Here is a 22,421-nt window from a genome sequence, read left to right as displayed (position 1 = left end):
TTTCATATCCAAGGAGACACGCTCATATGAACAAGAAAACAATTTACTTTTTGTGCACAGGCAATTCCTGCCGGAGTCAAATGGCTGAAGGCTGGGCGAAAAAATACCTGGGTGACGACTGGAATGTGCACAGTGCGGGCATTGAAGCTCACGGGCTCAATCCCAATGCCGTCAAAGCCATGGAAGAAGCAGGGATTGATATTTCCGGTCAAACCTCTGATATCATTGATCCCGCACTCCTTAACGAGGCCGATTTCGTAGTGACCCTCTGCGGCGATGCGGCTGACAAATGCCCCGTCACTCCGCCGCAAGTCAGACGTGAGCATTGGGGATTTGACGATCCGGCGAAAGCCCGGGGTACAGATGAAGAGAAGTGGGCCGTATTTCAACGTGTACGCGATCAGATTGGCGAAAGAATCGAGCGATTTGCCAAAACGGGGGAATAGAAGCAGGGGATAGCTGGAAATGAAATAGCGACAGTCCGGGGGGATTTTTGATCCCAAGACTGTCGCTATTTATTTTGGATTGCAATGCATGACTAGAGAAGCGTTCAGCCACATTTATAAGTTTAGAACTACGGCCAGCCGGCTCAGCTGTGTCCCGACTCGGCCGCCGCTTCTTTGCTGGTGAGCACTCCCTTTTTCAAAAACCAGGTGATAACAAAGGAGACCAGGATAAACACGAACGCGATGCCGAACAAGTTTTGGAACGCGTCCACAAAGACGGTCTGCACCTTCAGCAGCAGGTCCGGTGCCAGATTTGCCGGGATGCCTCCCGTAGCCAGGTGCTCTGCGCTTCCTTCAGGAAGCTGTCCGGCAATGGAGGAGACGCCATCCTTGATATGCTTGGCGAGCAGGCTGCCGAAGACGCTGAGGCCGATCGTCGTGCCGAGCGACTGGATCAGCTGCACGGTGCCGAGCGCAATGCCGCTGTTCTCCTTGGACACCGATTCCTGCACGATCAGATTGTCGCCGCCGAACAGGGCGCCGAGGCCGAGGCCCAGAATAAAGAAGGAAGCGACGATATAGACCACGGACGTGTGAATGCCAAGCTGCGTCAGCAGATAGATGCCGATCACCGGCAGGATAAAGCAGATGATAAACAGATTGCGGTATGGAACCCGGGTGATCAAAAATCCGTTGACGATGCTCGACGGAATGGCGCCGGCCATAAACGCCAGCATGAGATACCCGGATTGCGTCGGTGTCAGCCCCATCACATTTTGGGCAAAGTACGGGAAGGTGGCGATGCCGCCCATCAGGCCCAGCATGAGAATAAAGACCAGCAGCGACAGCACGACCACATTGCGGTTACGGAACAAATGCAGCGGGATGATCGGCTCCTTGACCTTCGTCTCGATCCAGATAAACAGACCGAGCAGCAGGGCGCCGAGAACCAGCATTCCGATAATCGTTGGCGAAGACCAGGCGAGGCCTTGGTTATCGACCAGAACCGGTGACATAAGCAGGGACAGCATGCTTAAGGTAAGCACCGATGAACCAAGCCAGTCGATCGGCTTTTTCTCGTCTCCGCGCGATTCCCGCATGCCGATTCCGAGCACCAGGGCGGCGATCAGGCCAACCGGAATGTTGATCAGGAACACCCAGTGCCAGTTGACGTGACCGACCAAATATCCGCCCACCGTCGGACCCAGCAGCTGGGGAATGATCATCATGGGGCCGAACAGGCTCTGGATTTTGGCGCGTTTCTCCAGCGGGTACGAATCTCCGATGATGGCTAAGGCGATCGGCATGAGCCCCCCGGCTCCAATGCCTTGAATGCCCCGGCCGATGAGCAGCACCGTCATCGATGGGGCGAGGCCGCACACGATCGATCCTGCGATAAAGAGCGCCATGCAGCTTAAATAAACGACTTTCCGGCCGTAAATGTCGGCCAGCTTGCCGAGGATCGGCATGAAAATGGTCGCAGCCAGCATATAAATGCCGGCGACCCAGCCGTACAGCGCCAGGCCGTGCAAATCGCGGATGATGGTAGGCATCGCCGTGGACACGACGGTTTCGTCCAGCTCCGCAAAAATCAGACCGATCATCAGTCCGATCAAAATCAGCGTGTTCCGATTTGATTTCACTCCAAACTCCCTCATTTCTCTATTTGCTTTTTTGGAATGAAACCAAAATACACGATGTTTATGAACTGAATATGAACGAACCGGAAAACAAGTGAAAATAAAATACGCAAAGTCGGGTCTCCATTATCCGCCGTACTTCTACGTTACCCCAGCGCTTTAATGTGCTCCGCATCCAGCATCGAATCGGCAAACCAATTCGGGTAGAGCGGGCGCGGCTGTGTGGCTTGATCCAGCAGCAGCATCTCCTCAGCCGTCAGCTCCAGGTCGATGGCTTTCAAATTGTCCTCCAGCTGGCTCATTTTGCTGGCGCCCACCAGGACGCTGCTGACGCCGGCTTTGGACAGCAGCCAGGCAAGCGATACCTGTGCAGCCGTCACGCCATGCGCATCGGCGATGCTGTGAACGTGGTCCAGCACGGCAAAACCCCATTCCTTGTCGAACGGAATGATGTCAAAGCCGCTCAGCCGTCCGTCCGGATCCTGCAAATTGCTGCGGGAATACTTGCCGCTTAGAAATCCGCCGGCCAGCGGGCTCCATACCGTCAGCCCGACGCCTGCGTCCTTCATGAACGGCAGGATATCGTACTCGACGTCCCTGCCGACCAAGGAATAATACATCTGTCCGCTAATGAAGGTGGCCCAGCCCCGTTCGCGCTGGATTTGCACCGCTTTGGCCGCCAGCCAGGCCGGCCAGTTGGAGAAGCCGATATAGCGGACTTTTCCCTGCCGGACCAAGTCGTTCAGCGCTTCGAGTGTTTCTTCCAGCGGCGTGAAGGGATCCGTCTTGTGAACGATGTACAAATCGATGTAATCGGTGCCGAGGCGTTTCAGGCTCGCCTCTGCGGCGGCAAACAAATGCTTGCGGGACAAGCCCGACTGAACAAGCGCAGGGCCCGCACGGAAGCCGCCTTTGGTGGCAATAACCACTTCCTGCCGGCGGGAGCCGAGCAGCTGCCCCAGCATTTCCTCACTTTGCCCGTCGGCATAGCCATCCGCGGTATCGAAGAAATTGATGCCTGCCGCCAGCGCCTCGTCCACCAGCTGCCGGGCAGCTGATGGGCCTACCTTATAGACGCTTGGGAGGTTTCCCGTGCCAAAAGTCATTGCTCCGAATGCCAGTTTGGACACGATCAGTCCCGAGTTTCCGAGTCTTGCATATTTCATGCTTTAACGCCTCCATTCATGTTATAGGGTTGGTGCCCTTCTTGAACCCAAGTATAAGGGGAATCCGGGGACGGTTTCTTGAACCGGTTGATCGTCTTTTTTGAACAAAATGCTCATTTGGGCCGAAGTACCCTTTGTCAGGGAAGGAAGCAGCGTTTAGAATGGAAAAAAAAGCGTTTCATTTGCATCCAAGCGGCAGGGAGGAGAACGCATTGCCGATACGGCCAGCAGTGGGAAAGGGTGAAAACAGGATCGTGGAGAAGCCGGAGTATACGTTGTCCAGTTTGGAGCAAGTCCCCCCGCAGGAAGCCTTTGAGCCGGTATTAACGGGGCACCTCATGGTCATTCACCGTACCAAGGAGCCGGTCCGCGTATTTGAGCGGTCCGACGGATACAGCGGGGAAGGGGTGGCCTGGCCAGGACATATCAACGTATTCTCTGCAGGCGACATGTCATTGTGCCGGTGGGACAGGGAGCTAGACTTCTTCCGTCTCGACCTGAGCCCTGACCTGGTCCAAAAGGTAGCCGGTGAGCTGGAGCTCCCCGGAGGAGCCAGGCAGATCGATTTCGCGACACAGATCCGGCTGCAGGATGAACGGCTCGTCCAGCTGGTCCGCTGGCTCCACGAAGAGCAGCAGAGCGGGGTGATGGGCGGCAGGCTCTACTCGGATTCCTTGATGCGCATGCTCACCGTCCATATGCTCGACCGCTACGGTTCGGGCACCAAAGCCGGGAGCCGGGCGGCCCCGCATAAGCTGGAAAAAAATCAGCTGGATCAAGCGCTGCAGTACATCGATGCGTTTCTGGACCAGGATATCTCTCTCGAAGACCTGGCTGGAGCCGCCCATATCAGCTCGTCCCATCTGGTAAGGCTGTTTAAGCAGACCACAGGCCTGCCGCCGCACCAGTATATTATCCGGGAGCGGATCCGCAGGTCACAGCAGCTGCTGCTGTCCGGTCTTCCCGTTCACGAAGTGGCGGCAGTGCTTAACTTCAGCGACCAAAGCCATTTTCACCGGCATTTCAAGCGGGTGCTCGGCGTTACGCCGCGCCAATTCGTCCTTGGTTCCCGGTAGGGCAGGAGCAGACTTGGCCGATATATACAAAAAAATAGAGGCATTTCGCCTCTATTTCAGAACATTTTCGCCAGTGAAATTAATCCCGTAATCGTAATAATGTTAAACAGCGTGGAAATCAGGACGGTTTGCGCCGCAAAATCCGGCTCGTTGTTGTACTCTTCCGCCAAAATCGACGTGTTGACCCCAGTCGGCATGCCGGATGCGATGAGCAGCGCCTGGGCCGGAATCCCCTTCATTCCGAGCGCAAACACGAGCGTTACGCCGATGACAGGGCCAATGATGAGGCGGAGGAACAGGCTGATATATACGTCCACACGGTACAGTTTGAGCGGATACTTGACGATCTGGGCCCCCAGCGTCAGCAGGGCGACGGCCACCATCGACTGCTGGGCATAGGTGAGCGGCTGCGATACGAACAGTGGCAGCGGGGCATGCACGGCATGCAGCACGATTCCGAGCACGAGCGCATACGGGACCGGCATTTTCAGAAAACCGATAATCATGCTGCGGTAATTGCCTTTCAGCTTGGCGCCCTGGATCGATATGACTCCATAAGTGAACGTCAGGAGGCTCTGCAGCGACATGATCAGCGCCTGCATGGAGCTGGCGAGGGGGTCCCCCTTGAACACCAGGGCATTGATCGGCATCCCGTAGTTGCCCGAGTTGTCCAGCATGATGCTGTTGTTGAACGCAGCGCGCATGCTTTTGGTGAATTTCAGCGGGCGGGCGACCAAGGTCCCTATCACGTATAGAATGAATACATATAATGCGTAAAAGAGTGTCACATTCCCGAGCAGCTCGCCCGACATATCCGAATGATACATGCTCATAAAGACGGCGGCAGGGGTTATGCAGTAAAAATTGATTTTGGCCAGTGTGTACAAATCCAGGCGGAACACGCGCTGCATCCATGAACCGATTCCAATCAGCACAAAGACGGGCAGCACCACTTCCAGAAGTATGTCTCCAATCATAGCTCAGCTTCCTTTTTCGAGATCATTGTCATGATGTATTTGAAACCAACCTCTTCATTATAGCACCGTACCTGGAGCCGTGATGAAAAAAATAGGGAGGAAGCAGGAAGCGGGAGGGCCACCTTGCCATGGCGAATCCCCAATACTACACAAATTGTTGGAGAAAGCTTTTTAATATGGAAAACCCTTCATTTTGATGCAGAAAAAACCGAAATATACAACAAGGAGTGCCAGCAGTTATCAAGCCTAAAGCCCGCCACGGTCAAGATGGGAACGTTCCCGTCTTGGATGAGCGATACAGGAAGCCGCAGGCGGCAAGCACTTTCGGCAGTCTATATGCCGACACTCAAGATGAGTATGCACCCCCTTACTTCGCGCCGGCAAGCCATACCGGCTTCAGTTCCTGCAGAAGTGCTGCTCCAAGGGAGGTATGATTGGGAATGAGTCCATACACAACAAACTCGAGCCTGGTTAAAGAAAGGGAACTTAATGCGGATGGGGATCCCCTCCAGTCCGCCAAGACCCGAATTTGGAGTGAATTATCCAGGAGTCATATGAATCTGGCGATCCTGCTCAAAGACGAGGGACAGCTGCAGCCGGCACTGATTCTCGCCCATATGGCGGCGAAAACCAAGCTGAAGGAGATCGCTCTGCATCTTAGGCTCGATGTCCCTCCGGATTGCATGCCCTACGAGGACTTAATTGGCCGGGCGCGGGAAATCGCGTTAATCGATTTGGAGACGGAGCTGTTCCTGAACACGCTCAGCTATATTGCCGAGCCGGAAAATATGTCGCTTCTCAAAGATATGCATGCCGAGCATGTAGACATGATGTTGGAACGGGTTCGCGCCCTTTTGGAGGAGATGAGCTGGAAGGCCGCTCCTTCGATGATGGAATCGAAATAAGCGAGAAACTGCCTTTTCCGATAAATAAAAGAGACGGTCCCCTTTCTTGGGACCGTCTCTTTTGTCAATAAATCTATTTATTTGGCTTCGCCCACAACGGTGAACCGTTCGTTCCGATGCTGCGGATGCTCGATTTCATCAAGGACGGCAATGGCGTAGTCCGCGTAGCTGATATAGCTGCTGCCGGCTGAGTTGACGAGAAGCTGGTCCTTTCCAGCCTGGTAGGAGCCGGTTCTTGCCCCTTCGGGATCAAAAAAGGCCGACGGACTGATAAAGGTCCACTGAATCCCGCTGGACTGCTGCAGATCCTCGAGGTTTTTGCCCTGATTGGATGCCGTAGCGAAGTATTCCTTCGGAAAATCTGGCGTATCCATGACGCGGGTGGTCTGTGCTTCGTCGACAAACAGGCTGCCTGCGCCTCCCACGACGATCAGCCGGGTCGACGATGCTTCCTTCAGGGCGGAAATCAGCGATCTTCCGGCTTCGACGTGAAGATGCTCGTCCCCGGGCTTGGCCCCGAAGGCGTTGACGACAACATCAAACGGCTTCACATCTTCAGCCGTCAGGTCAAACACATCTTTCTCCAGAACGCTGACGTTCCCCGTAACGCGGCCTGCATCACGAACGATCGCCGTTACCTGGTGTCCGCGGTTCAACGCTTCCTCTACAATAAGGCGTCCAGCCTTGCCGCTGGCTCCAATAACTCCAATATTCATAAAAAAGTTCCCTCCTGGTTATCATGTCTTTTCTTGTAACTATTGTAGTTACATGTTGGGCGAATGTCAAATCAAAAAGGACGGCAAACCTTTAACACGAAAAAAACACGCCCCTCTTCCGGGTCGGGAGTCGGGGCGTGCGTTACATTTCAAGCGCTTCGATGTCTTGGATGATGTCCTGGAGCTTAACGGCAGCGAGCACGTTCTCCATCGCTTTCTGGGCGCTGGTGAACAGCGGGACGATCACCCCCTGGATGTTGCGGCCCACCGTGCAATCCGGGTTGGGAGAATCATGGACGCCGAACAGGCCATTCTCCTCCACGACGTTAACCGCATTGTAAATGTCCAGCAGCGTTATATCACTAGGATCCTTGGCCAGCTTGGCACCGGGGACCCCCGGCTTCACTTCGACCAATCCCGCCTTGCTGAGCATGCCTGTAATTCTCCGGATAACGACCGGGTTCGTGTTGACGCTCGAAGCTATAAAATCAGACGTATTGGTACCCGTCTTGTTGATTTCCAGAATCGAAAGGATATGAATAGCCACGGAAAACCGGCTGCTGATATTCATGGATTATGCCTCCTTGCCGCCGCCCTGTACTGGGAGTAATAACATTATTTTATCATAAAAGGCGTTCTGCTGCGCAGCATGGCCCGAAGGGGCCAGAAAGTTTTCAGAAGGGATGGTACAATCCGCGAATCCTTGGCCAAGGGGCTGGAATATAATGTATTGAAAAGGGAGGAATGCTCGGCTACACTATGGTTGCATCATTCAACGATAACGCTTCTAGACAGATTCGGCAGACGCACGAAAGGCTCTAACCTTCCAAGGTTCCAGCTACTTTAGAGAGATGGGGTTGTTGGCTATGGGGCTTTACCTGTTTCTTTACTTGTTATTTGTTATCGGCATCCTGTCCGGGATGGTTTTGTTCCGCAAAAATCGGGTCCCTCGCAGCGATGGCGCAGGGAAGCAGGCGGGGGCTAAGCTCTCCGTAATTATTCCGGCGCGGAATGAGGAGAAGAATCTGGCCTATCTCCTGGAATCCCTCCGGGCTCAAAGCTTGCAGCCGCATGAGATCATTGTCGTCGACGACGGCTCGCAGGACCGGACCCGGGACGTCGCCGCGGGTTTCGGGGTGACCATCTTGCAGAATCCGCCGCTTCCTCCCGGATGGACGGGAAAAACATGGGCCGTGTGGAACGGCTATCTTCATGCTTCCGGGGATACGTTCGTTTTTCTGGATGCCGACATCCGCTTGTCACCGCATGCGCTGGATTCGCTTCTGCAGCTTCGCTCCCGTACCGGTGGCGTCATTTCCGTCGTCCCCTTTCACCACACCGAGAAATTTTACGAGCGCCTTGCACTCATCCCGAATATTTTGGGCGTATTTGCGTTTACCTCCCCTTTTGAACGCCGCAATCTCCGGAAAGGACTTTACGGCTCCTGCATTTTGACAACAAGGCAAGATTATGAGCAGGTCGGCGGCCACAGCAGCATCCGGTCGGAAATACTGGATGATTTAAACCTGGGCGCCAAGTACATGGAAGCCGGGATCGGCGTAACGAATTTTATCGGCCGGGGGATGGTATCGTTCCGCATGTACCCGCACGGTATTAAGAGCGAGCTGCAGGGATTCGGCAAAGGAGCGGTGCTGAGCACGGCCAAGCTGAGTCCATGGACGATCGTGCTGATTGCGCTCTGGTTTATCGGATTGGTCTGCTCCGCAGGGGCGTTCTTTCTATGGAACACGCCATGGGGAATCCCCTTGCTCGCGGGCTACTTGCTGTACATGGCACACATCGGCTATCTGATCAAAAATGTCGGCAAATTCGGCTTCGTGATGCCTATTCTTCATATTTTATCCACGATCTTTTTCCTGGTGGTGATGCTGTATTCCGCTTACCAGGTCATGTTTCTGGGGCATGTCATGTGGAAGGACAGGGCCGTGGATGTTGGGGGTCATAGGGAACCATGATGATGATCCTGCTGCTGACGGCTGTGGAATTTCTGTGCGGCTCGCTGATGTTCTCGTATTGGCTCGGCCGGGCGGCGCACAAGGATTTGAAGGCGGTGGGAGACGGGAACCCGGGTGCGTTCAACCTCTGGAGCGCTGCGGGGTATAAGCTGGGTCTGGCGGGGGTGGCGCTGGACTTTTTGAAGGGATATTTGCCCCTGGTATGGATCGCAGGCAGCGGCACCGTGCACGGGTATGGCATGGTTGCTGTCGCCGCGGCCCCGGTTGCGGGGCATGCCTTCTCACCGTTTCTGAAGTTCAAGGGAGGCAAGGCGATCGCCGTCACCTTCGGGGTATGGAGCGCCTTGACCCGGTTTGAGGTATCGCTGGCACTGGCTGTCATTCTGGCGCTGCTGCTGATCGCCTCCAAGCTGATGAGCCGGCGGCCCTTATCCACGGAAGCGAGCGGCTTCCAGGTGGTGGCCGGCTTCATGCTCGTCTCCGTCTATCTGATCGCCCGGGGCTTCCCGGGACCATATTTGTGCATATGGCTCGTAAATCTGCTGATTCTCGTCTATACGAATAAAAGGAAGCTGGAAGTATTTTTAAAAAGGTACAGCGGGCGGCGAGGAGGTTAACATTGTGTGCTGCCTATGCTTGGTAAATTGAAACGCGGGTGGGCAGGAGGCAAGGGCGGATGCTAAATGCGGGCTTGCCTCTTAGGCAGCGGCATCGAGCTTTCACATCTGCGGCTCAGGCTTAAGCCTGGAGGTCAAAGCGGCTGGTCGCCCGCGCCTTTTTCGCTTAGCACCTGCTCCACTTTGGTGATATGGGCCTCCATCCGGGCCAAGGCCTCCTTGGCATCCTGGGTCCGGATCGCCTCGTAGATGGACGCATGCTCCTGCAGCAGCCGCTCGGCGGAGGAGCGCTCGGCATAGAACCACAAGGCGCGCATATCCTTCATGTTTTCATGCAGCTTGTTCGATAACGATTCCATCAAATCCAGCAGCAGCGGATTGTGCGTTGCCGCGGCAATTTGCTGATGGAATTTCACGTCCGCCTGCTCGCTGACCTGCTCATCGGCGGCGTTCTCCATTTCGCCCAGTATTTCCTCAAAAGCCGCCAGATCCGCTTCGCTGCGGTTCGATGCGGCAACGGAGGCGCAGCCGGTCTCCAGCACGCGCCGGACCTCAAGCAGATGGCGCAGCGAAGCCGCGCGTCCCTCCCACAGGTCCGCGTAGAGCTGTCCGGGATGTACCGGCAGCGGATCGGCGGGCGGTGTACGCACAAACGTGCCTCCGCCCTGGCGGATATCCAGCAGCCCCATCGCTTTCAGAGCGCTGAGCGCCTCGCGGATGGTCGATCTGCCCACATTGTACTGGAGCGCCAGGTCCACGACCGAGGAGAGGCGGTCTCCCGGCTGAAGCGAGCCCTCGTCCATTTGCCGCTTCAAATCATTCATTACCCACTCATATTGTTTCAACGGCCGCTGCGGATTCATCGTTCAAGCGTCCCTCCGTTTAAAGTTTCTACTAGTCATTCCTTGATCTACGAGGAATAATTGTGTCTAAAATGTGACTTTCTTGAATTCAATCTATATAGATTCATTTATTTTAGTGTATACTTGATCACAATAAAAGTCATCAGATGACCTGACTAATTTATTTTGCACTGATATCGATTATGGAATGTAAAGGAGTGTTTTCCTTGCTGCAGGAAGACGTAAAACGCGAGCTCGCCGCCATTTTGGGCAGCTCTTATGTAAAGGATGATCCCCAGTCGCTGGTCACGCATTCGTATGACGGCACGCCGATGCTGCAGTCGCTGCCAGATGCAGTCGTATACCCGGAAAATACCGGCCAGGTCTCCGAAGTGATGAAGGTGCTGAGCCGGCATAAAATCCCTGTCGTCGGCCGGGGTTCGGGAACGAACCTGTGCGGCGGCACGGTGCCCGTTCAAGGCGGCGTCGTCATGGTCATGCACCGGATGAACCGGATCCTCGAGATCGATATGGAAAATTTAACGGCGATCGTTCAGCCGGGGCTAAATACGAAACAGTTTATTACGCATGTGGAGGAGCTCGGCCTGTTCTACCCGCCGGATCCGAGCAGCATGTCGATCTCGACCCTCGGTGGCAATATCGCCGAATGCTCGGGCGGCCTGCGCGGGCTGAAATACGGAACGACCAAGGATTACGTGATCGGGCTGGAGGCCGTCCTGGCGAGCGGCGACATCATTCGAACCGGCGGCAAGCTGATGAAGGATGTGGCCGGTTACGATCTGACGAAGCTGCTGGTCGGTTCGGAAGGCACGCTGGCCATCATCACGGAGGCGACGTTGAAGCTGATTCCGCCGCCAAAGTACAAGAAGACGATGCTGGCGATGTACAAGGATTTGTACGGCGCGGCCCGTACGGTATCCAAAATCATCGAGAACCGGATCATTCCAGCTACCCTGGAAATTCTCGACCGCTCCACGATCCGGGTCGTGGACGATTATGCGAAGCTGGGGCTGCCGCTTGACATGGAAGCGATCCTGCTGATTGAACAGGACGGCGACATGGAAACCGTGGAGCGGGATATTGCGCTTATCACGGACATCTGCCGAAGCGAGCAAGCCGATCAGGTGAGTATCGCGGCGAGCGCGGAGGAGGCCGAGAAGCTGCTGACCGCCCGGCGCAGTGCGTTTACCGCGCTGGCAAGACTGAAGCCGACGACGATTCTCGAGGACGCGACGGTGCCGCGTTCCAAGATCGCGGATATGGTGCTTGAGATCAACCGCATCGCGAAGAAATATGACGTCCAAATCTGCACCTTCGGCCATGCGGGAGACGGCAACCTTCATCCGACGGCAACGACCGATGCGCGCAATCAGGAGGAAATTCACCGGGTGGACGAAGCGTTCGAGGAAATCTTCGAAGCAGCGATCCGGCTCGGGGGAACGATTACCGGCGAGCACGGGGTCGGATTGGTCAAATCGCCGTTCCTCGAATGGAAAGTCGGGGCAGCGGGGATGGAGGTCATGAAGGCGATCAAGCAGTCCTTTGATCCGCATAACCTGCTGAATCCGGGGAAAATGTTCGCAAAAGAAACAAGAAAACGGGTGGTGATCGATCGTGGGTAACACGGTGAACGTGAAGGAGCGGGCGAATCCGCTCGCCGAGACGCTCCGGCTGCGCCTCGATGAGGACCAGCTGACCAACTGCATGCGCTGCGGCTTCTGCCTTCCGGCGTGTCCCACCTTTGCCGAGACAGGCATCGAGGCCGAGTCGCCGCGGGGCCGGATCGCCTTGATGAAGGCCGTCGCGGACGGCATTATGGAGCCGGATGGGGCGTTCGAGGAGCAGATGAACCACTGCCTCGGCTGCCGCGCCTGCGAGCCGGCCTGTCCGGCGGGCGTCAAATACGGGCAGCTTATTGAACAGGCAAGGGACGCGATCGAGGATCACAAGCAGCATAAACCGCTGGTGAAGGCTGCCCGTCATGCGGCGTTCAAAACGGTATTTCCGCATCAGAAGCGGATGAAGCTCGTGGGCCGAGGCCTCGAGCTGTACCAGAAGTCGGGGCTGCGGAAGGTAGCGCGGTCCACCGGCATTATGAAGCTGTTTCCGAAGCATATCAGCGATATGGAGAAAATATTGCCCGAAGCTTCCGGCAAGGGCGTGCTGGAGAAGATCGGCGCATATCATCCCGCAAAAGGCGAGAAAATCGCGACCGCAGCGCTCTTCAGAGGCTGCATTATGGATGTGCTGTTCACGGACACGAACATTCATACCGTGGATCTGCTTACCGCAGCCGGCTTCGATGTAGTGATTCCGGCGGCACAGAACTGCTGCGGCGCCCTGCATGCGCACAGCGGCGAAGCGGAAGGAGCGCGGGAGCTCGCCCGCGGCAACATCCGCGCCTTCAAGGAGGCAAATGTGGACTATATCGTCTCCAATGCGGGCGGCTGCGGGGCGATCCTGACCGAATACGACCATCTGCTGCATGAAGATCCGCAGTGGCGGGAGGATGCAGCCTGGTTCGCCGGGCGTGTCGTCGACGTCAGCGAGCTGCTTGTCCGTGCGGGCCGAAGCTTAAACTTTGGCGCCCCTTCGGCAGGACCTGCTCCAGAAGGGGATTCGAAGGTGAGAATCACCTACCAGGATTCCTGCCATCTGCGCAACGTGATGAAATCGGCGGATGCCCCGCGCGTTTTGATGCGCCAAGTGGAGGGCGCCGAATTTATCGAAATGAAAAACGCCGATCGCTGCTGCGGCTCAGCCGGCATCTACAACGTAACGCAGCCGGAAATGGCCGGCAGCATTCTGGATCACAAGATGGAGCATGTGGAAGCGACGCAGGCCCAGTATCTGCTGACCAGCAATCCCGGCTGCCTGCTCCAGATGAAGCACGGCATCGAGAAGGAAGGCCTCAGCGGCAGCATGAAGGCCGTCCATATCGTCGATTTTCTGCATGAGCGGCTGCAGGAGCGGACGGAATAGGCAGAAGGAATCGCAAGGGGAACCGGGTCCGTTATATCGAAATTGAAATCAGAGAAATGGATCATTGAAGATTCGGATCCTATCAGAATCGTTATTTTAAATCATGCTGTCATGGATTTGGAGCGATGATGGGATTTCGCAGATATTGGAATCAGATTGGAATCAGCAGCGCAATTGAACCAGCATATGGGCTAGGGGGATATCACGATGAATCAGGAACGGAAGATCGATCAGCTGATCAAGAGCATGAGCCTGCGGCAAAAAATCGGGCAGATGTTCGTTTGCGGCTTTTGGGGGACGGAAATCAGCGAGGAGCTGCGGCAGTTCATCCGCACGCATCAGATCGGCGGCGTCATTTATTTCGCACGCAACGTGAAGACGACGGAGCAGGTGAGCAGGCTGAGCCGGGATCTGCAGCAGGCGGCCGCGACGTCGGGGACGCTGCCGTTGTGGATTTCCATTGATCAGGAAGGCGGAATGGTCGCCCGGATCACGGAAGGCGTTGCTCTGATGCCGGGAAATATGGCACTGGCCGCCGCAGGCTCGGCGGACTGGGTGTACGAGTCCGCGCGCGTCAGCGGGGAGGAACTGCGTTCCCTCGGCATCAACCTGAATTTTGCGCCGGTGCTCGACGTGAACAACAATCCGCTGAATCCGGTCATCGGCGTCCGTTCCTACGGGGAGTCCCCGGAAGCGGTGGCGGAGTACGGGACGCTTGCTTTCCGCGGTCTGCAGGACGTGGGCGTCGCGGCCACGGCGAAGCATTTTCCGGGGCACGGGGATACCGCCGTGGACTCCCATCTGGACCTGCCGACGATTACACACGACCGAGAGCGGATGGATGAGGTGGAGCTCGTTCCGTTCAGAAAGGCGTTCGCCGAAGGCATCGACGCGGTCATGTCGGCGCATATTTATTTTCCGGCGCTAGAGCCTTCCAAGCTGCCGGTAACGCTGTCGCATGCCGTGCTGACCGGCCTGCTGCGCGAGGAGCTCGGCTACGATGGTGTGGTCATGACCGACTGCATGGAAATGAAAGCGATCGCCGAGCATTACGGCACCGTCAAGGCTGCGGTGATGGCGGTCGAAGCGGGAGCGGACACCGTCCTGATCAGCCAGACCCCGCAGCTGCAGGTGGAGGCGATGGAGGCACTGGAGCAGGCGGTCCGCTCCGGCCGGATCGCGGAGAGCCGGATCGACGCCTCCGTGCGGAGGCTGCTTGCGCTGAAGGCGAAGCGCGGACTGCTCGGGAACCCGGCGGAGCTGGAGACGCTGCGGCCGGAGCTGGACGGGCAGGTTGTCGAAGACTCGCATGGGCTGCAGGACGTGCTGGCCCAGAATGGCAAACAGGCAGCGCCCGGACTGCGGGACAAGCTCCCCGGGAGCGAAGCCCACATGGATCTGGCCCGCCGGATCAGCGAGGCAAGCATTACGCTGGTGCAAGCAAGGGATGGCATCCTGCCGCTGAAACGGCAGCGCACGCTGGTCATCTCGGTCGCGGCTGCCGCGCTGACGATCGCCGACGAAGCGATCGCGAGGACGGAAAGCCTGGGCAGCGCCTTGGCCGCACAGGGGATCGACGTGAGCGACCGTCAGGTGCCGCTGGCCGAAGTGGCGGAGCAGGCGGGCCGCCTTGTGGAGGAAGCCGAAGGCGGGGAGGTGCGGCAAATCGTCGTGGGCACGTACAATGCGCAGTTTGACCCGGCGCAGATCAAGCTGGTCCAGGATTTGCTCGCGCTTGGCAAACCGGTTGTGGTGGCCGCGCTTCGCAATCCGTACGACCTGATGTGTTTTCCGGAAGCGTCTGCACTGGTTGCGGCCTACGAGAGCCGTCCGCTGGCGCTTGTGAGTACCGCCAAGGCGATCGCCGGCGCTATTCCTTTCAAAGGGCGCCTTCCGGTATCGCTCGGCGCATCGTACCCCGCCGGTTGGGGATTGCAGACGGAAACGTGAGAAGCAGGACAAAGGCATTTTAAGACGGCGTCAGCCGTCTTTTTTGTGTTCAAGCACGCCTAGTCGGGTATAGCCCGGAAAGTCGGATAACACGGGTGAAAACTTTACTTTCAAGTCAAATCATTACTATAATGATCCTGTTACGCTTATAAGCGTAAGTAGCATGAGGCATGAATCACAATGGAGGGAACACCGATATGGAACTGTTTAGCGCAATGGAACAGTACGATTATGAGCAGCTGCTTTTTTGTCAGGACAAGTCGTCCGGACTCAAAGCGATCATTGCGATTCACGATACGACGCTCGGGCCGGCACTGGGCGGGACCCGGATGTGGACTTACGCTTCCGAGGAAGCCGCGATCGAAGACGCATTGCGCCTGGCTAAGGGCATGACCTATAAGAACGCCATTTCAGGCCTGAACCTGGGCGGAGGCAAGACCGTCATCATCGGCGATCCGAAAAAGGACAAGAACGAAGCGATGTTCCGGGCTTTCGGAAGATACATACAAGGATTGAACGGCCGCTATATTACGGCAGAGGATGTCGGCACAACGGTGGTCGACATGGATATCATCCATCAGGAGACGGATTTTGTGACCGGGATCTCCCCGACCTACGGCTCGTCCGGCAATCCGTCGCCGGCGACGGCCTACGGCGTATATCAAGGCATGAAGGCCGCCGCCAAGGAAGCCTTCAGCTCCGACTCGTTGGAAGGCCGGACGATTGCGGTGCAGGGCGTCGGCAGCGTGGCGTTCCACCTGTGCGAGTATTTGCATCAGGAGGGAGCCCGGCTGATCGTGACGGATATCAACGAGGAGGCGGTCAGCCGCGCGGTGGAGAAGTATAACGCCACCGCGGTGGCGCCGGGGGATATTATCGGCGTTGATTGCGATATTTTCTCCCCCTGTGCGCTGGGCGCCATCATCAATGATGAGAGCATCCCGAAGCTGAAGGCAAAGGTTATTGCCGGCTCGGCCAACAACCAGCTGAAGGAAGCCCGGCACGGAGACCAGATTCACGAGCTGGGCATCGTCTACGCGCCGGATTACGTCATTAACGCCGGCGGCGTCATCAATATTGCCGACGAGCTGAACGGCTATAACAAGGACCGCGCCTGGAAGCAAATCAGCGGGATCTATAGCAGCATCTCCCGCATCTTCGACATCTCCCGGGAAGCCGGCATCCCGACGTATGCCGCCGCGGACCGGCTTGCGCTTGAGCGCATCGAAACGCTTAAAAATACGCGCAGTCCGTTCCTGCAAAATCCGCATCATGTGCTGAGCCGACGTTTTGGGCGTTAAGCGAGAGGGCCCGCTGGAAACTAAGCAGGGAATCGCTCAAGTTGGTGGGGAAACACACATCAAACCTGCAGGCACTAAAAGGCATATCGACGGGGATACACCCGTAATAAACACCAAAAAGCGTACCGCACGGACTTTAACCGTACGGTACGCTTTTTAACATTTCTTAAACCCTCGGGGGCCGGGAAATCAAGCGGGCTGCTGCCCGCCCCCATCAGCCCTCCAGCTTGAAGCGGTCGATTTTCTCCTGCATGTCCACCGCCATCTTCGACAGGCTGTTCGCCGAAGATGAGATTTCTTCCATGGACGCCAGCTGCTCCTGGTTCGCGGCGCTCACGCGCTCGAACGACGCGACCGTGTTGCGCGAAATGCTGGCCACTTCCTGCACGGAGGCGGACACTTCTTCGCTGCTTGCGGACATCTGCTCGGTGACGGCGGAAATGTCCTGGATCTGGTCGGTAATCTGCTTGGCGGATTTTTCGATATTGGCAAAAGCTTCGAGCGCCTCTGCCGTAACTTCCATCCCCTGATCCACATCGGACTGCACTTTATGACGCATCACGTTATACGCGTCAGTGATCAGCATCGTCATCTCCTGGATCGTGTGCTGGATTTCCTCCGCCGTGAGGTTCGACTGATCCGCCAGCTTGCGGACTTCCTCGGCGACGACGGCGAAGCCGCGTCCATGCTCGCCGGCCCGCGCCGCTTCGATCGCGGCGTTCAGGGAGAGCAGGTTGGTCTGCTTAGCCACTTCGGAGATCGCCGTGCTCATCGCGGCGATGCTTGCGCTGTGGTCGTTCAACTTCTCGATCAGCGCAGCAGACTCGTGCGTGGACTTCTTGATCGTGTCCATTTGCGTGCCGACCAGCTGAACCTTCCGGCTGCCGGCGTGCACGTCTTCTTCCGTACGGTTCGACGAATCGACGATGGTGCTGGCCGATTCGGCAATACGCTGGATACCGCTGGCCATTTCCTCCATCGTGCGCGCGCTTTCCTGCGCGGCGATGGCCTGGTTGTTGGCCTCTTGAGCTGAATCCGTCATCAGATTGGAGACGAATTCGACGCTCTGCGCGTTCTGCTCCGTACTGGCGGTCAGCTCTTCGCTCGAGGCCGCCAGCTGGCTGGAGGTTTCCGACATGTCTAGTACCATCCGGCGCAGCGAGTCGACCATGGCGTTGTAGTTATGCGCCAGGTCTCCGATTTCGTCTCGCCGCTTCGTCACGACGCGGTCGTTCAGATACCCTTCGCTCACGCGCTTCGCCGAACGGTTCAGCTGCTCGATCGGACGCGTCATGCTGCGGATGATGAAAAACATCACGATCAGAGCGGCTATAACGGCGATCACAAGAACGATGGCCGATGTCCAGAAGATCGGCGTCGTCGCCTTCGTATATTCGCTCTCCGGAAGGATGCCGACGATTTTGAAGCCGGTCAGCTCGTTGGTCACGAAATATCCGCGCTGGCCAACGCCATTGAGCGGGTTCGTATAGTTGAGCAGTCCTTCATTTTTACCCTGCATCGTTTTGAGCTGGTCGCCAACAAACTTGGCACCCACCTTCTCGGTCGGGTGCGACATCAAGAGACCGTTGCGGTCAACTAAGTAGATGTAGCCCTCGTTGCCAAGGTGAACCTGCTTCACGATGTTGTTGATGTTCCCGATGCTCAGGCTGATGTTGATAACCCCTTTGCCGTCGGGCAGCGTTTTGGAAATGGCGATCGCATAGTTTTTCGTCGTCGCCGAAATCGCCGGATCGTCGACAACCGCCTGTCCCTTGTTGTTCATGGCCAGCTTGTACCAGTTGCGGGTCCGGGGATCGAACTGCTGCTGACCGGGGTCAGGAGATTTCATCCAGGACCCGTTGTCGGTGCCGATCGAGACGATTTCGATTTCCGGATGCTGCGCTTTAAAATCGTCAATCAGGATTCGGGTCTCCACCGAGTGGTTTTCGATGTCGGCATACGTAATCTGATTGCTGAGCTGTTTCACGTTGGACAGCTGCATTTCGACCATCGTGTTGATCAGTTTGTCGAGCAGCATGACGCTTGACTTCGTGGTGTCCTCCATTTTGTCCTGAAGCTGTGCTTTGGCGCTGTTCACGGCGAAGACGGCAAGCACAACGGTCGGGATAATGAGCATGAGACAGATGAAGAGCATCAGTCTGCTTCTGAGCTTTTTAATGTTGAAAAGCCCGGATATTTGCTTGAGTAGCTTGTTCAAACGAGATTCCCCCTGCAGTCGATATAGGTCTAAAGTTCCGGCAGCACCTGTGTGAACAGGCGCAGCGCTTAAAAGAGCAGCTCCGGGCGGGCCGTATGTGCCGATCCGTGAGAATCCGTCAATAGGTATGTAATATATTTGAATGGATTCATGCGTTTCGGCGGACGGCATGCCTGAGCGGAAAGGATTCCGACCGGTTTTAGTTCCTATTCTATATTTCGACAAGTATCCCCGATATTTTCATATCTTTATTTCATAAACCGGCATTTTTTTCTGAAAAAATGAAAGGAAGAACCATTCATTTCCTGTTTTTTTCCTAGATAGGTAAGACGAACTATGCGGATTACACCGAAAATAGGGTGTATGGCGTTGGTTTTTAATGGATAACATTCGATTGTCCGATTGGCGGATAGGGCTTGCGGCGGGAAGGGGCAGGGATGGAAGCCCCTCGGAAACAACTTGTCGATATACGCGAAAAGATCATAAAAAATCAAACCCTTTTCGTCAAAATTCTCCGTTGTCAGAAGGCATCTGGCCCCCATATAATGATGGAAACAAATTATCGATAATCGATAATAGCGGGAGGGATGATGGAGCGTAAGTCAGCGAAACTATCGACCGACCGTTTTGAAAACGGTTACTTGACTGCCGTTACGTACGTGTTGGTCAAATCTGCGGTCATGGATGATCGGCGAATGGAGACTGAGAGTCATGTCAAACAGCAGTTACATCCCTTTGGGGAATTCCATCAGCGAACAGATATATTTGACGCTTAAGCGGGAAATTATCGCAGGCGAGCTGCAGCCGGGAACGCGGCTCATCGTGCTGGACATCGCGGGTAAATTTCAGGTCAGTCAGGCGCCTGTGCGCGAAGCGCTGGAGAGGATGAAGCAGGAAGGATTAATCAACGGCATTCCGAATAAAGGGTCGGTCGTTTCCAATATTACGTCGAAGGAGATCAGAGATATTTTCGTGCTTCGCGAAATTATTGAGGGTTACGCCGTGCGAACGTCTATGCCAACTCTATCGGAGAATGATTACGAGCAATTGGAAATGATTATCCGGTCGATGGAGGAAGCCGTCGAGCGCGATGACACGCTGGGCATCCTCGAGCTGGATATGGATTTTCACGGATTTTTCTACAAACGCTGCGACAATCAGGCTATTCTGGAGCTCTGGAACCAGATGAGGACGAAGGTGATGCGCTTTATGGCCATCTCCAATCGTCACCACACGACGGATTTGCTGGCCGAGTGGCATCGGCGGCTGATCACCGTCCTCCAGACAGGGGACGGGGACGCGGTTGAGGAGGCTTTTATCGAGCATATGCATGCCTATAAATTTATCCATATGGACTAGAACCATGCCTCTCGTTCGTTATCCTTTCACAAAGGGGAAATGAAGCATGTTAAATGAACGTTTCTTGTTCGATGACCAGGATGTTATGACTTGGATGAGGGACCGCCTGCTAAGGCACCTCATTTCCGGCAAAGCGAATATGAAGGGGGAACTGAAGGAAAGCCTGTCCCGGCTTCGCCTGAACCCGTACTATACGTTTCCCGCCATTGCGTTATTGGAGCCGACCGCTCCTTATGACCATGAGCATGACCGCTTGGCATATCTTGAGAACATGCGCGCCGATCTTCAGGAGCGTGTGCCGGAAGGGAGCGTCGTCTTTCTGGACGAGGAAGGGAGGATCGGACTGCTGTTCTCCTGGGTTTCCAAAGAGGTGTTGGTCCGGGTGCAATCGATGCTTCAACAGCGGTTCCCCCATCCGGTGAACATTGGAGTAGGCAAGCCATGCAGCCACTTGAGCGACATCCATCTCTCTTACCGGCAGGCTTCGGTTGCACTGAATAACAAGTTTTACCGCGGGACGGGCCAGATCATCCATTACAGCGAAATCCGCGGGATGGAGCCGGTCGGGCGCTACCCAGCCGAGAAGGAGAGAAAGCTGTACGCCAGCTTCCGCTCGGCCGCTACGGAGGCGGAGATCGCAGAAGCGGTGGACCAGTTTTATGCCGCGCTGCTGGAGAAAGGCCCGATCGACGTGACGAGCATGTATGAGCTGACGATCCGGATGCTGGTCGGTATCGAAAAAAGGGTGATTGCCGACGAGGGGAATGGAGGCGCTTACAAGCCGTTTGAAGCGACGTCGCTGGTGAAGATCGGCACGCTGGATGAACTGAAGCGCTACGTCACCCGGTTTCTGACCGGCCTGTGGGAAGTCTTTTCGCCCACGCTCAAAGAGAGCCACCGCAGCCTTATTAAAAAGACCATCCACTACATGGAGCAGGAATGCCAGTATGCTTCGCTGCAAAGCGTCGCGCAGAAGGTATTTATTACGCCGACTTATTTGAGCCTGCTCTTCAAGACGAACACCGGCAAGACGTTCATTGAGCACCTGACCGAAATCCGGATCGACAAGGCCAAGGATATGCTGCGGACCACCCATTACAAAAACTATGAGGTCGCCGAAAAAGTCGGATACCAGGATTCCCGCTACTTCAGCCAAATTTTTAAAAAGAAGGTCGGTGTCTCCCCCAGCGAGTACCGGGAGTCGATCTGCAAATAGGCAGCGAAAAAAAAAGGAAGCAGGCCATTCAGCCTGCCTCCTTTTTTCTTGGTGTGAGCCCGCTACAGCCGCACGTCGCTCCGCGGACCGTCGAGCTCGTTTTTTCGGGCTTCCTCAAGCTCGGTCTCCCAGGTCAGATGCCGATACTCGGCGGCAGCCTCGTCGCTCTCAAACCATTGGGTGAAGTCCTCCCACAGCGCTGTGGTCCAGGAGGCGTCGATCTGTGCAGTGGAGTAGACGCCTTCCTTGAGCCGGACGAAGCCGAAGATGTCCCGCACCTGCGATTTCTCCGCCTGCACGGCCGTCAGCTCGGCCAAATGGGGAGGAATGAAGATGACGCCGGCCGGCGTGCCCAGCACCACGTCGCCGGGCAGGCAGATCGCCTTGCCGATCCGGGTCGGCACGTTCATGCCCACCATGGAGACTTCACCGATGGCCGTCGGGTCGCTTCCGCGGTAATAGACGTTGATGTTCTTGATTTCGGACACCTGCTGATTGTCGCGGATGCCGCCCCAGATCACGGCTCCGCCGCGCTTTGTGCGGGTGGAGATGGCCGTCGAGAGGTTGCCGCCGACATAGGTGCCGAGGTGGACCTTGTCGAACATATCGACCACGACGACGTCATCTTCAACGAGGGAATCGATGACCCACTGGTTGAAGAAGCCGCTGCGGCCTTCCTGTTCATGACCGTAGTTCAGCAGCGTCTCGTGCAGATCCGGCCGCTGCGGTACCATGACCGCGGTGACCGCGCGTCCCACCATGACCTGGTCGGGATGCACGATTTTGAAGGCGCCTTCAAACTGGAATTTGTAACCCCGGTGCCAGAGCGGCCCCCACGCTTCTTCCAGCGTAATTTTGCGGATTCTTCTCAGCACGTCTTCGGGCACCTTCGGCCGTCCGTTCTCGAACCGCTCGCCCTTCCACTGCGGCGTTAACTGAATGATATCTTCCGGATTGTCAAATTTCATTCCAAAATCCCTCCTCAATCAATGGATGCTTTCGAACCTAGTGCT

20 protein-coding genes are annotated in these 22,421 nt (G+C 56.1%); 12 read left to right on the top strand and 8 right to left on the bottom strand.

What is annotated here, in order from left to right; translation table 11 throughout:
- Nucleotides 1-26 precede the first annotated feature (26 nt).
- Entirely contained in the window at nucleotides 27-446 is a 420-nt protein-coding gene (arsC, locus tag ABIE48_RS24380) for an arsenate reductase (thioredoxin) (protein ID WP_192717373.1), read from the top strand.
- A 143-nt stretch (nucleotides 447-589) separates the two neighbouring features.
- On the opposite strand, the gene ABIE48_RS24375 is transcribed toward arsC, so the two are convergent.
- A complete protein-coding gene (locus ABIE48_RS24375) occupies nucleotides 590-2,089 on the bottom strand; it encodes an MDR family MFS transporter (RefSeq protein WP_354519807.1) in 1,500 nt (499 codons plus the stop codon).
- Between the two features lie 143 nt (nucleotides 2,090-2,232).
- Nucleotides 2,233-3,252, bottom strand: coding sequence for an aldo/keto reductase (locus ABIE48_RS24370; protein WP_192717371.1), 1,020 nt, complete (start codon nucleotides 3,250-3,252; stop codon nucleotides 2,233-2,235).
- Nucleotides 3,253-3,413: 161 nt separating this feature from the next.
- Between ABIE48_RS24370 and ABIE48_RS24365 the strand changes: the two genes are divergently transcribed.
- Nucleotides 3,414-4,328 (top strand): helix-turn-helix transcriptional regulator, encoded by a 915-nt coding sequence (locus tag ABIE48_RS24365; RefSeq protein WP_192717370.1) that lies wholly within the window; start codon nucleotides 3,414-3,416, stop codon nucleotides 4,326-4,328.
- A 56-nt stretch (nucleotides 4,329-4,384) separates the two neighbouring features.
- Here the strand turns inward: ABIE48_RS24365 and ABIE48_RS24360 are convergent, their stop codons facing one another.
- Nucleotides 4,385-5,305: an AEC family transporter gene (locus ABIE48_RS24360; protein ID WP_076173632.1), complete on the bottom strand. Its 921-nt coding sequence runs from the start codon at nucleotides 5,303-5,305 to the stop codon at nucleotides 4,385-4,387.
- A 123-nt stretch (nucleotides 5,306-5,428) separates the two neighbouring features.
- Here ABIE48_RS24360 and ABIE48_RS24355 point away from each other — a divergent pair, with 123 nt between their 5' ends.
- Both ABIE48_RS24355 and ABIE48_RS24350 read left to right on the top strand, forming a co-directional pair.
- On the top strand, nucleotides 5,429-5,749 hold the full coding sequence (locus ABIE48_RS24355) for a hypothetical protein (protein WP_192717369.1): 321 nt from the start codon (nucleotides 5,429-5,431) through the stop codon (nucleotides 5,747-5,749).
- 110 nt (nucleotides 5,750-5,859) lie between these two features.
- Nucleotides 5,860-6,210: a hypothetical protein gene (locus ABIE48_RS24350; RefSeq protein WP_186326171.1), complete on the top strand. Its 351-nt coding sequence runs from the start codon at nucleotides 5,860-5,862 to the stop codon at nucleotides 6,208-6,210.
- 77 nt (nucleotides 6,211-6,287) lie between these two features.
- On the opposite strand, the gene ABIE48_RS24345 is transcribed toward ABIE48_RS24350, so the two are convergent.
- Nucleotides 6,288-6,926: an NAD(P)-dependent oxidoreductase gene (locus ABIE48_RS24345; RefSeq protein WP_192717368.1), complete on the bottom strand. Its 639-nt coding sequence runs from the start codon at nucleotides 6,924-6,926 to the stop codon at nucleotides 6,288-6,290.
- Nucleotides 6,927-7,068: 142 nt separating this feature from the next.
- Complete coding sequence (locus tag ABIE48_RS24340) at nucleotides 7,069-7,497, bottom strand: Rrf2 family transcriptional regulator (protein WP_145029450.1); 429 nt, start codon at nucleotides 7,495-7,497, stop codon at nucleotides 7,069-7,071.
- A 295-nt stretch (nucleotides 7,498-7,792) separates the two neighbouring features.
- On the opposite strand from ABIE48_RS24340, the gene ABIE48_RS24335 reads away from it, so the two are divergent.
- Both ABIE48_RS24335 and ABIE48_RS24330 read left to right on the top strand, forming a co-directional pair.
- On the top strand, nucleotides 7,793-8,902 hold the full coding sequence (locus tag ABIE48_RS24335; RefSeq protein ID WP_192717367.1) for a glycosyltransferase family 2 protein: 1,110 nt from the start codon (nucleotides 7,793-7,795) through the stop codon (nucleotides 8,900-8,902).
- A complete protein-coding gene (locus tag ABIE48_RS24330) occupies nucleotides 8,899-9,519 on the top strand; it encodes a glycerol-3-phosphate acyltransferase (RefSeq protein WP_354519803.1) in 621 nt (206 codons plus the stop codon). The genes ABIE48_RS24335 and ABIE48_RS24330 overlap by 4 nt, the downstream gene beginning before the upstream one ends.
- 134 nt (nucleotides 9,520-9,653) lie before the next feature.
- On the opposite strand, the gene ABIE48_RS24325 is transcribed toward ABIE48_RS24330, so the two are convergent.
- Complete coding sequence (locus tag ABIE48_RS24325; RefSeq protein WP_192717366.1) at nucleotides 9,654-10,382, bottom strand: FadR/GntR family transcriptional regulator; 729 nt, start codon at nucleotides 10,380-10,382, stop codon at nucleotides 9,654-9,656.
- A gap of 206 nt (nucleotides 10,383-10,588) precedes the next feature.
- On the opposite strand from ABIE48_RS24325, the gene ABIE48_RS24320 reads away from it, so the two are divergent.
- The 4 genes from ABIE48_RS24320 (at nucleotide 10,589) to ABIE48_RS24305 (ending at nucleotide 16,615) form a co-directional block, all read left to right on the top strand.
- On the top strand, nucleotides 10,589-12,004 hold the full coding sequence (locus tag ABIE48_RS24320) for an FAD-binding oxidoreductase (protein WP_145029446.1): 1,416 nt from the start codon (nucleotides 10,589-10,591) through the stop codon (nucleotides 12,002-12,004).
- Complete coding sequence (locus tag ABIE48_RS24315) at nucleotides 11,997-13,364, top strand: (Fe-S)-binding protein (protein ID WP_354519800.1); 1,368 nt, start codon at nucleotides 11,997-11,999, stop codon at nucleotides 13,362-13,364. The genes ABIE48_RS24320 and ABIE48_RS24315 overlap by 8 nt, the downstream gene beginning before the upstream one ends.
- A gap of 207 nt (nucleotides 13,365-13,571) precedes the next feature.
- Nucleotides 13,572-15,314 carry a beta-N-acetylhexosaminidase gene (nagZ, locus tag ABIE48_RS24310; protein WP_192717365.1) on the top strand — a complete coding sequence of 581 codons (1,743 nt, stop codon included), beginning with the start codon at nucleotides 13,572-13,574 and terminating at the stop codon, nucleotides 15,312-15,314.
- A gap of 197 nt (nucleotides 15,315-15,511) precedes the next feature.
- Nucleotides 15,512-16,615, top strand: a complete 1,104-nt coding sequence (locus ABIE48_RS24305) for a Leu/Phe/Val dehydrogenase (protein WP_192717364.1) — start codon at nucleotides 15,512-15,514, stop codon at nucleotides 16,613-16,615.
- A 214-nt stretch (nucleotides 16,616-16,829) separates the two neighbouring features.
- Here the strand turns inward: ABIE48_RS24305 and ABIE48_RS24300 are convergent, their stop codons facing one another.
- Nucleotides 16,830-18,833 (bottom strand): methyl-accepting chemotaxis protein, encoded by a 2,004-nt coding sequence (locus ABIE48_RS24300; protein ID WP_354519797.1) that lies wholly within the window; start codon nucleotides 18,831-18,833, stop codon nucleotides 16,830-16,832.
- 711 nt (nucleotides 18,834-19,544) lie between these two features.
- Here ABIE48_RS24300 and ABIE48_RS24295 point away from each other — a divergent pair.
- Together ABIE48_RS24295 and ABIE48_RS24290 are read left to right on the top strand one after the other, a co-directional pair.
- On the top strand, nucleotides 19,545-20,192 hold the full coding sequence (locus ABIE48_RS24295) for a GntR family transcriptional regulator (protein ID WP_192717363.1): 648 nt from the start codon (nucleotides 19,545-19,547) through the stop codon (nucleotides 20,190-20,192).
- 46 nt (nucleotides 20,193-20,238) lie between these two features.
- Nucleotides 20,239-21,408 carry a helix-turn-helix domain-containing protein gene (locus ABIE48_RS24290; RefSeq protein WP_192717362.1) on the top strand — a complete coding sequence of 390 codons (1,170 nt, stop codon included), beginning with the start codon at nucleotides 20,239-20,241 and terminating at the stop codon, nucleotides 21,406-21,408.
- 62 nt (nucleotides 21,409-21,470) lie between these two features.
- Here the strand turns inward: ABIE48_RS24290 and ABIE48_RS24285 are convergent, their stop codons facing one another.
- Nucleotides 21,471-22,376: an RraA family protein gene (locus ABIE48_RS24285; protein ID WP_192717361.1), complete on the bottom strand. Its 906-nt coding sequence runs from the start codon at nucleotides 22,374-22,376 to the stop codon at nucleotides 21,471-21,473.
- Between the last annotated feature and the right edge of the window lie 45 nt (nucleotides 22,377-22,421).

This window comes from Paenibacillus sp. OAE614, from assembly GCF_040546645.1.
In the GTDB taxonomy this organism is placed as follows: domain Bacteria; phylum Bacillota; class Bacilli; order Paenibacillales; family Paenibacillaceae; genus Paenibacillus_AQ; species Paenibacillus_AQ favisporus.
Note: the sequence above shows the minus strand (reverse complement) of the source record. Positions and strands in the feature narration are given on the sequence as shown.

Bases quoted from the DNA above. Each gene is read 5' to 3' on its own strand.
- ABIE48_RS24340 (WP_145029450.1), bottom strand. From the start codon at position 7,497: ATGAATATCAGCAGCCGGTTTTCCGTGGCTATTCATATCCTTTCGATT.
- ABIE48_RS24335 (WP_192717367.1), top strand. From the start codon at position 7,793: ATGGGGCTTTACCTGTTTCTTTACTTGTTATTTGTTATCGGCATCCTG.
- ABIE48_RS24370 (WP_192717371.1), bottom strand. From the start codon at position 3,252: ATGAAATATGCAAGACTCGGAAACTCGGGACTGATCGTGTCCAAACTG.
- ABIE48_RS24325 (WP_192717366.1), bottom strand. From the start codon at position 10,382: ATGAATCCGCAGCGGCCGTTGAAACAATATGAGTGGGTAATGAATGAT.
- ABIE48_RS24360 (WP_076173632.1), bottom strand. From the start codon at position 5,305: ATGATTGGAGACATACTTCTGGAAGTGGTGCTGCCCGTCTTTGTGCTG.
- ABIE48_RS24295 (WP_192717363.1), top strand. From the start codon at position 19,545: ATGTCAAACAGCAGTTACATCCCTTTGGGGAATTCCATCAGCGAACAG.
- nagZ (WP_192717365.1), top strand. From the start codon at position 13,572: ATGAATCAGGAACGGAAGATCGATCAGCTGATCAAGAGCATGAGCCTG.
- ABIE48_RS24345 (WP_192717368.1), bottom strand. From the start codon at position 6,926: ATGAATATTGGAGTTATTGGAGCCAGCGGCAAGGCTGGACGCCTTATT.
- ABIE48_RS24290 (WP_192717362.1), top strand. From the start codon at position 20,239: ATGTTAAATGAACGTTTCTTGTTCGATGACCAGGATGTTATGACTTGG.
- ABIE48_RS24350 (WP_186326171.1), top strand. From the start codon at position 5,860: ATGAATCTGGCGATCCTGCTCAAAGACGAGGGACAGCTGCAGCCGGCA.
- ABIE48_RS24365 (WP_192717370.1), top strand. From the start codon at position 3,414: ATGGAAAAAAAAGCGTTTCATTTGCATCCAAGCGGCAGGGAGGAGAAC.
- ABIE48_RS24285 (WP_192717361.1), bottom strand. From the start codon at position 22,376: ATGAAATTTGACAATCCGGAAGATATCATTCAGTTAACGCCGCAGTGG.
- arsC (WP_192717373.1), top strand. From the start codon at position 27: ATGAACAAGAAAACAATTTACTTTTTGTGCACAGGCAATTCCTGCCGG.
- ABIE48_RS24305 (WP_192717364.1), top strand. From the start codon at position 15,512: ATGGAACTGTTTAGCGCAATGGAACAGTACGATTATGAGCAGCTGCTT.
- ABIE48_RS24330 (WP_354519803.1), top strand. From the start codon at position 8,899: ATGATGATGATCCTGCTGCTGACGGCTGTGGAATTTCTGTGCGGCTCG.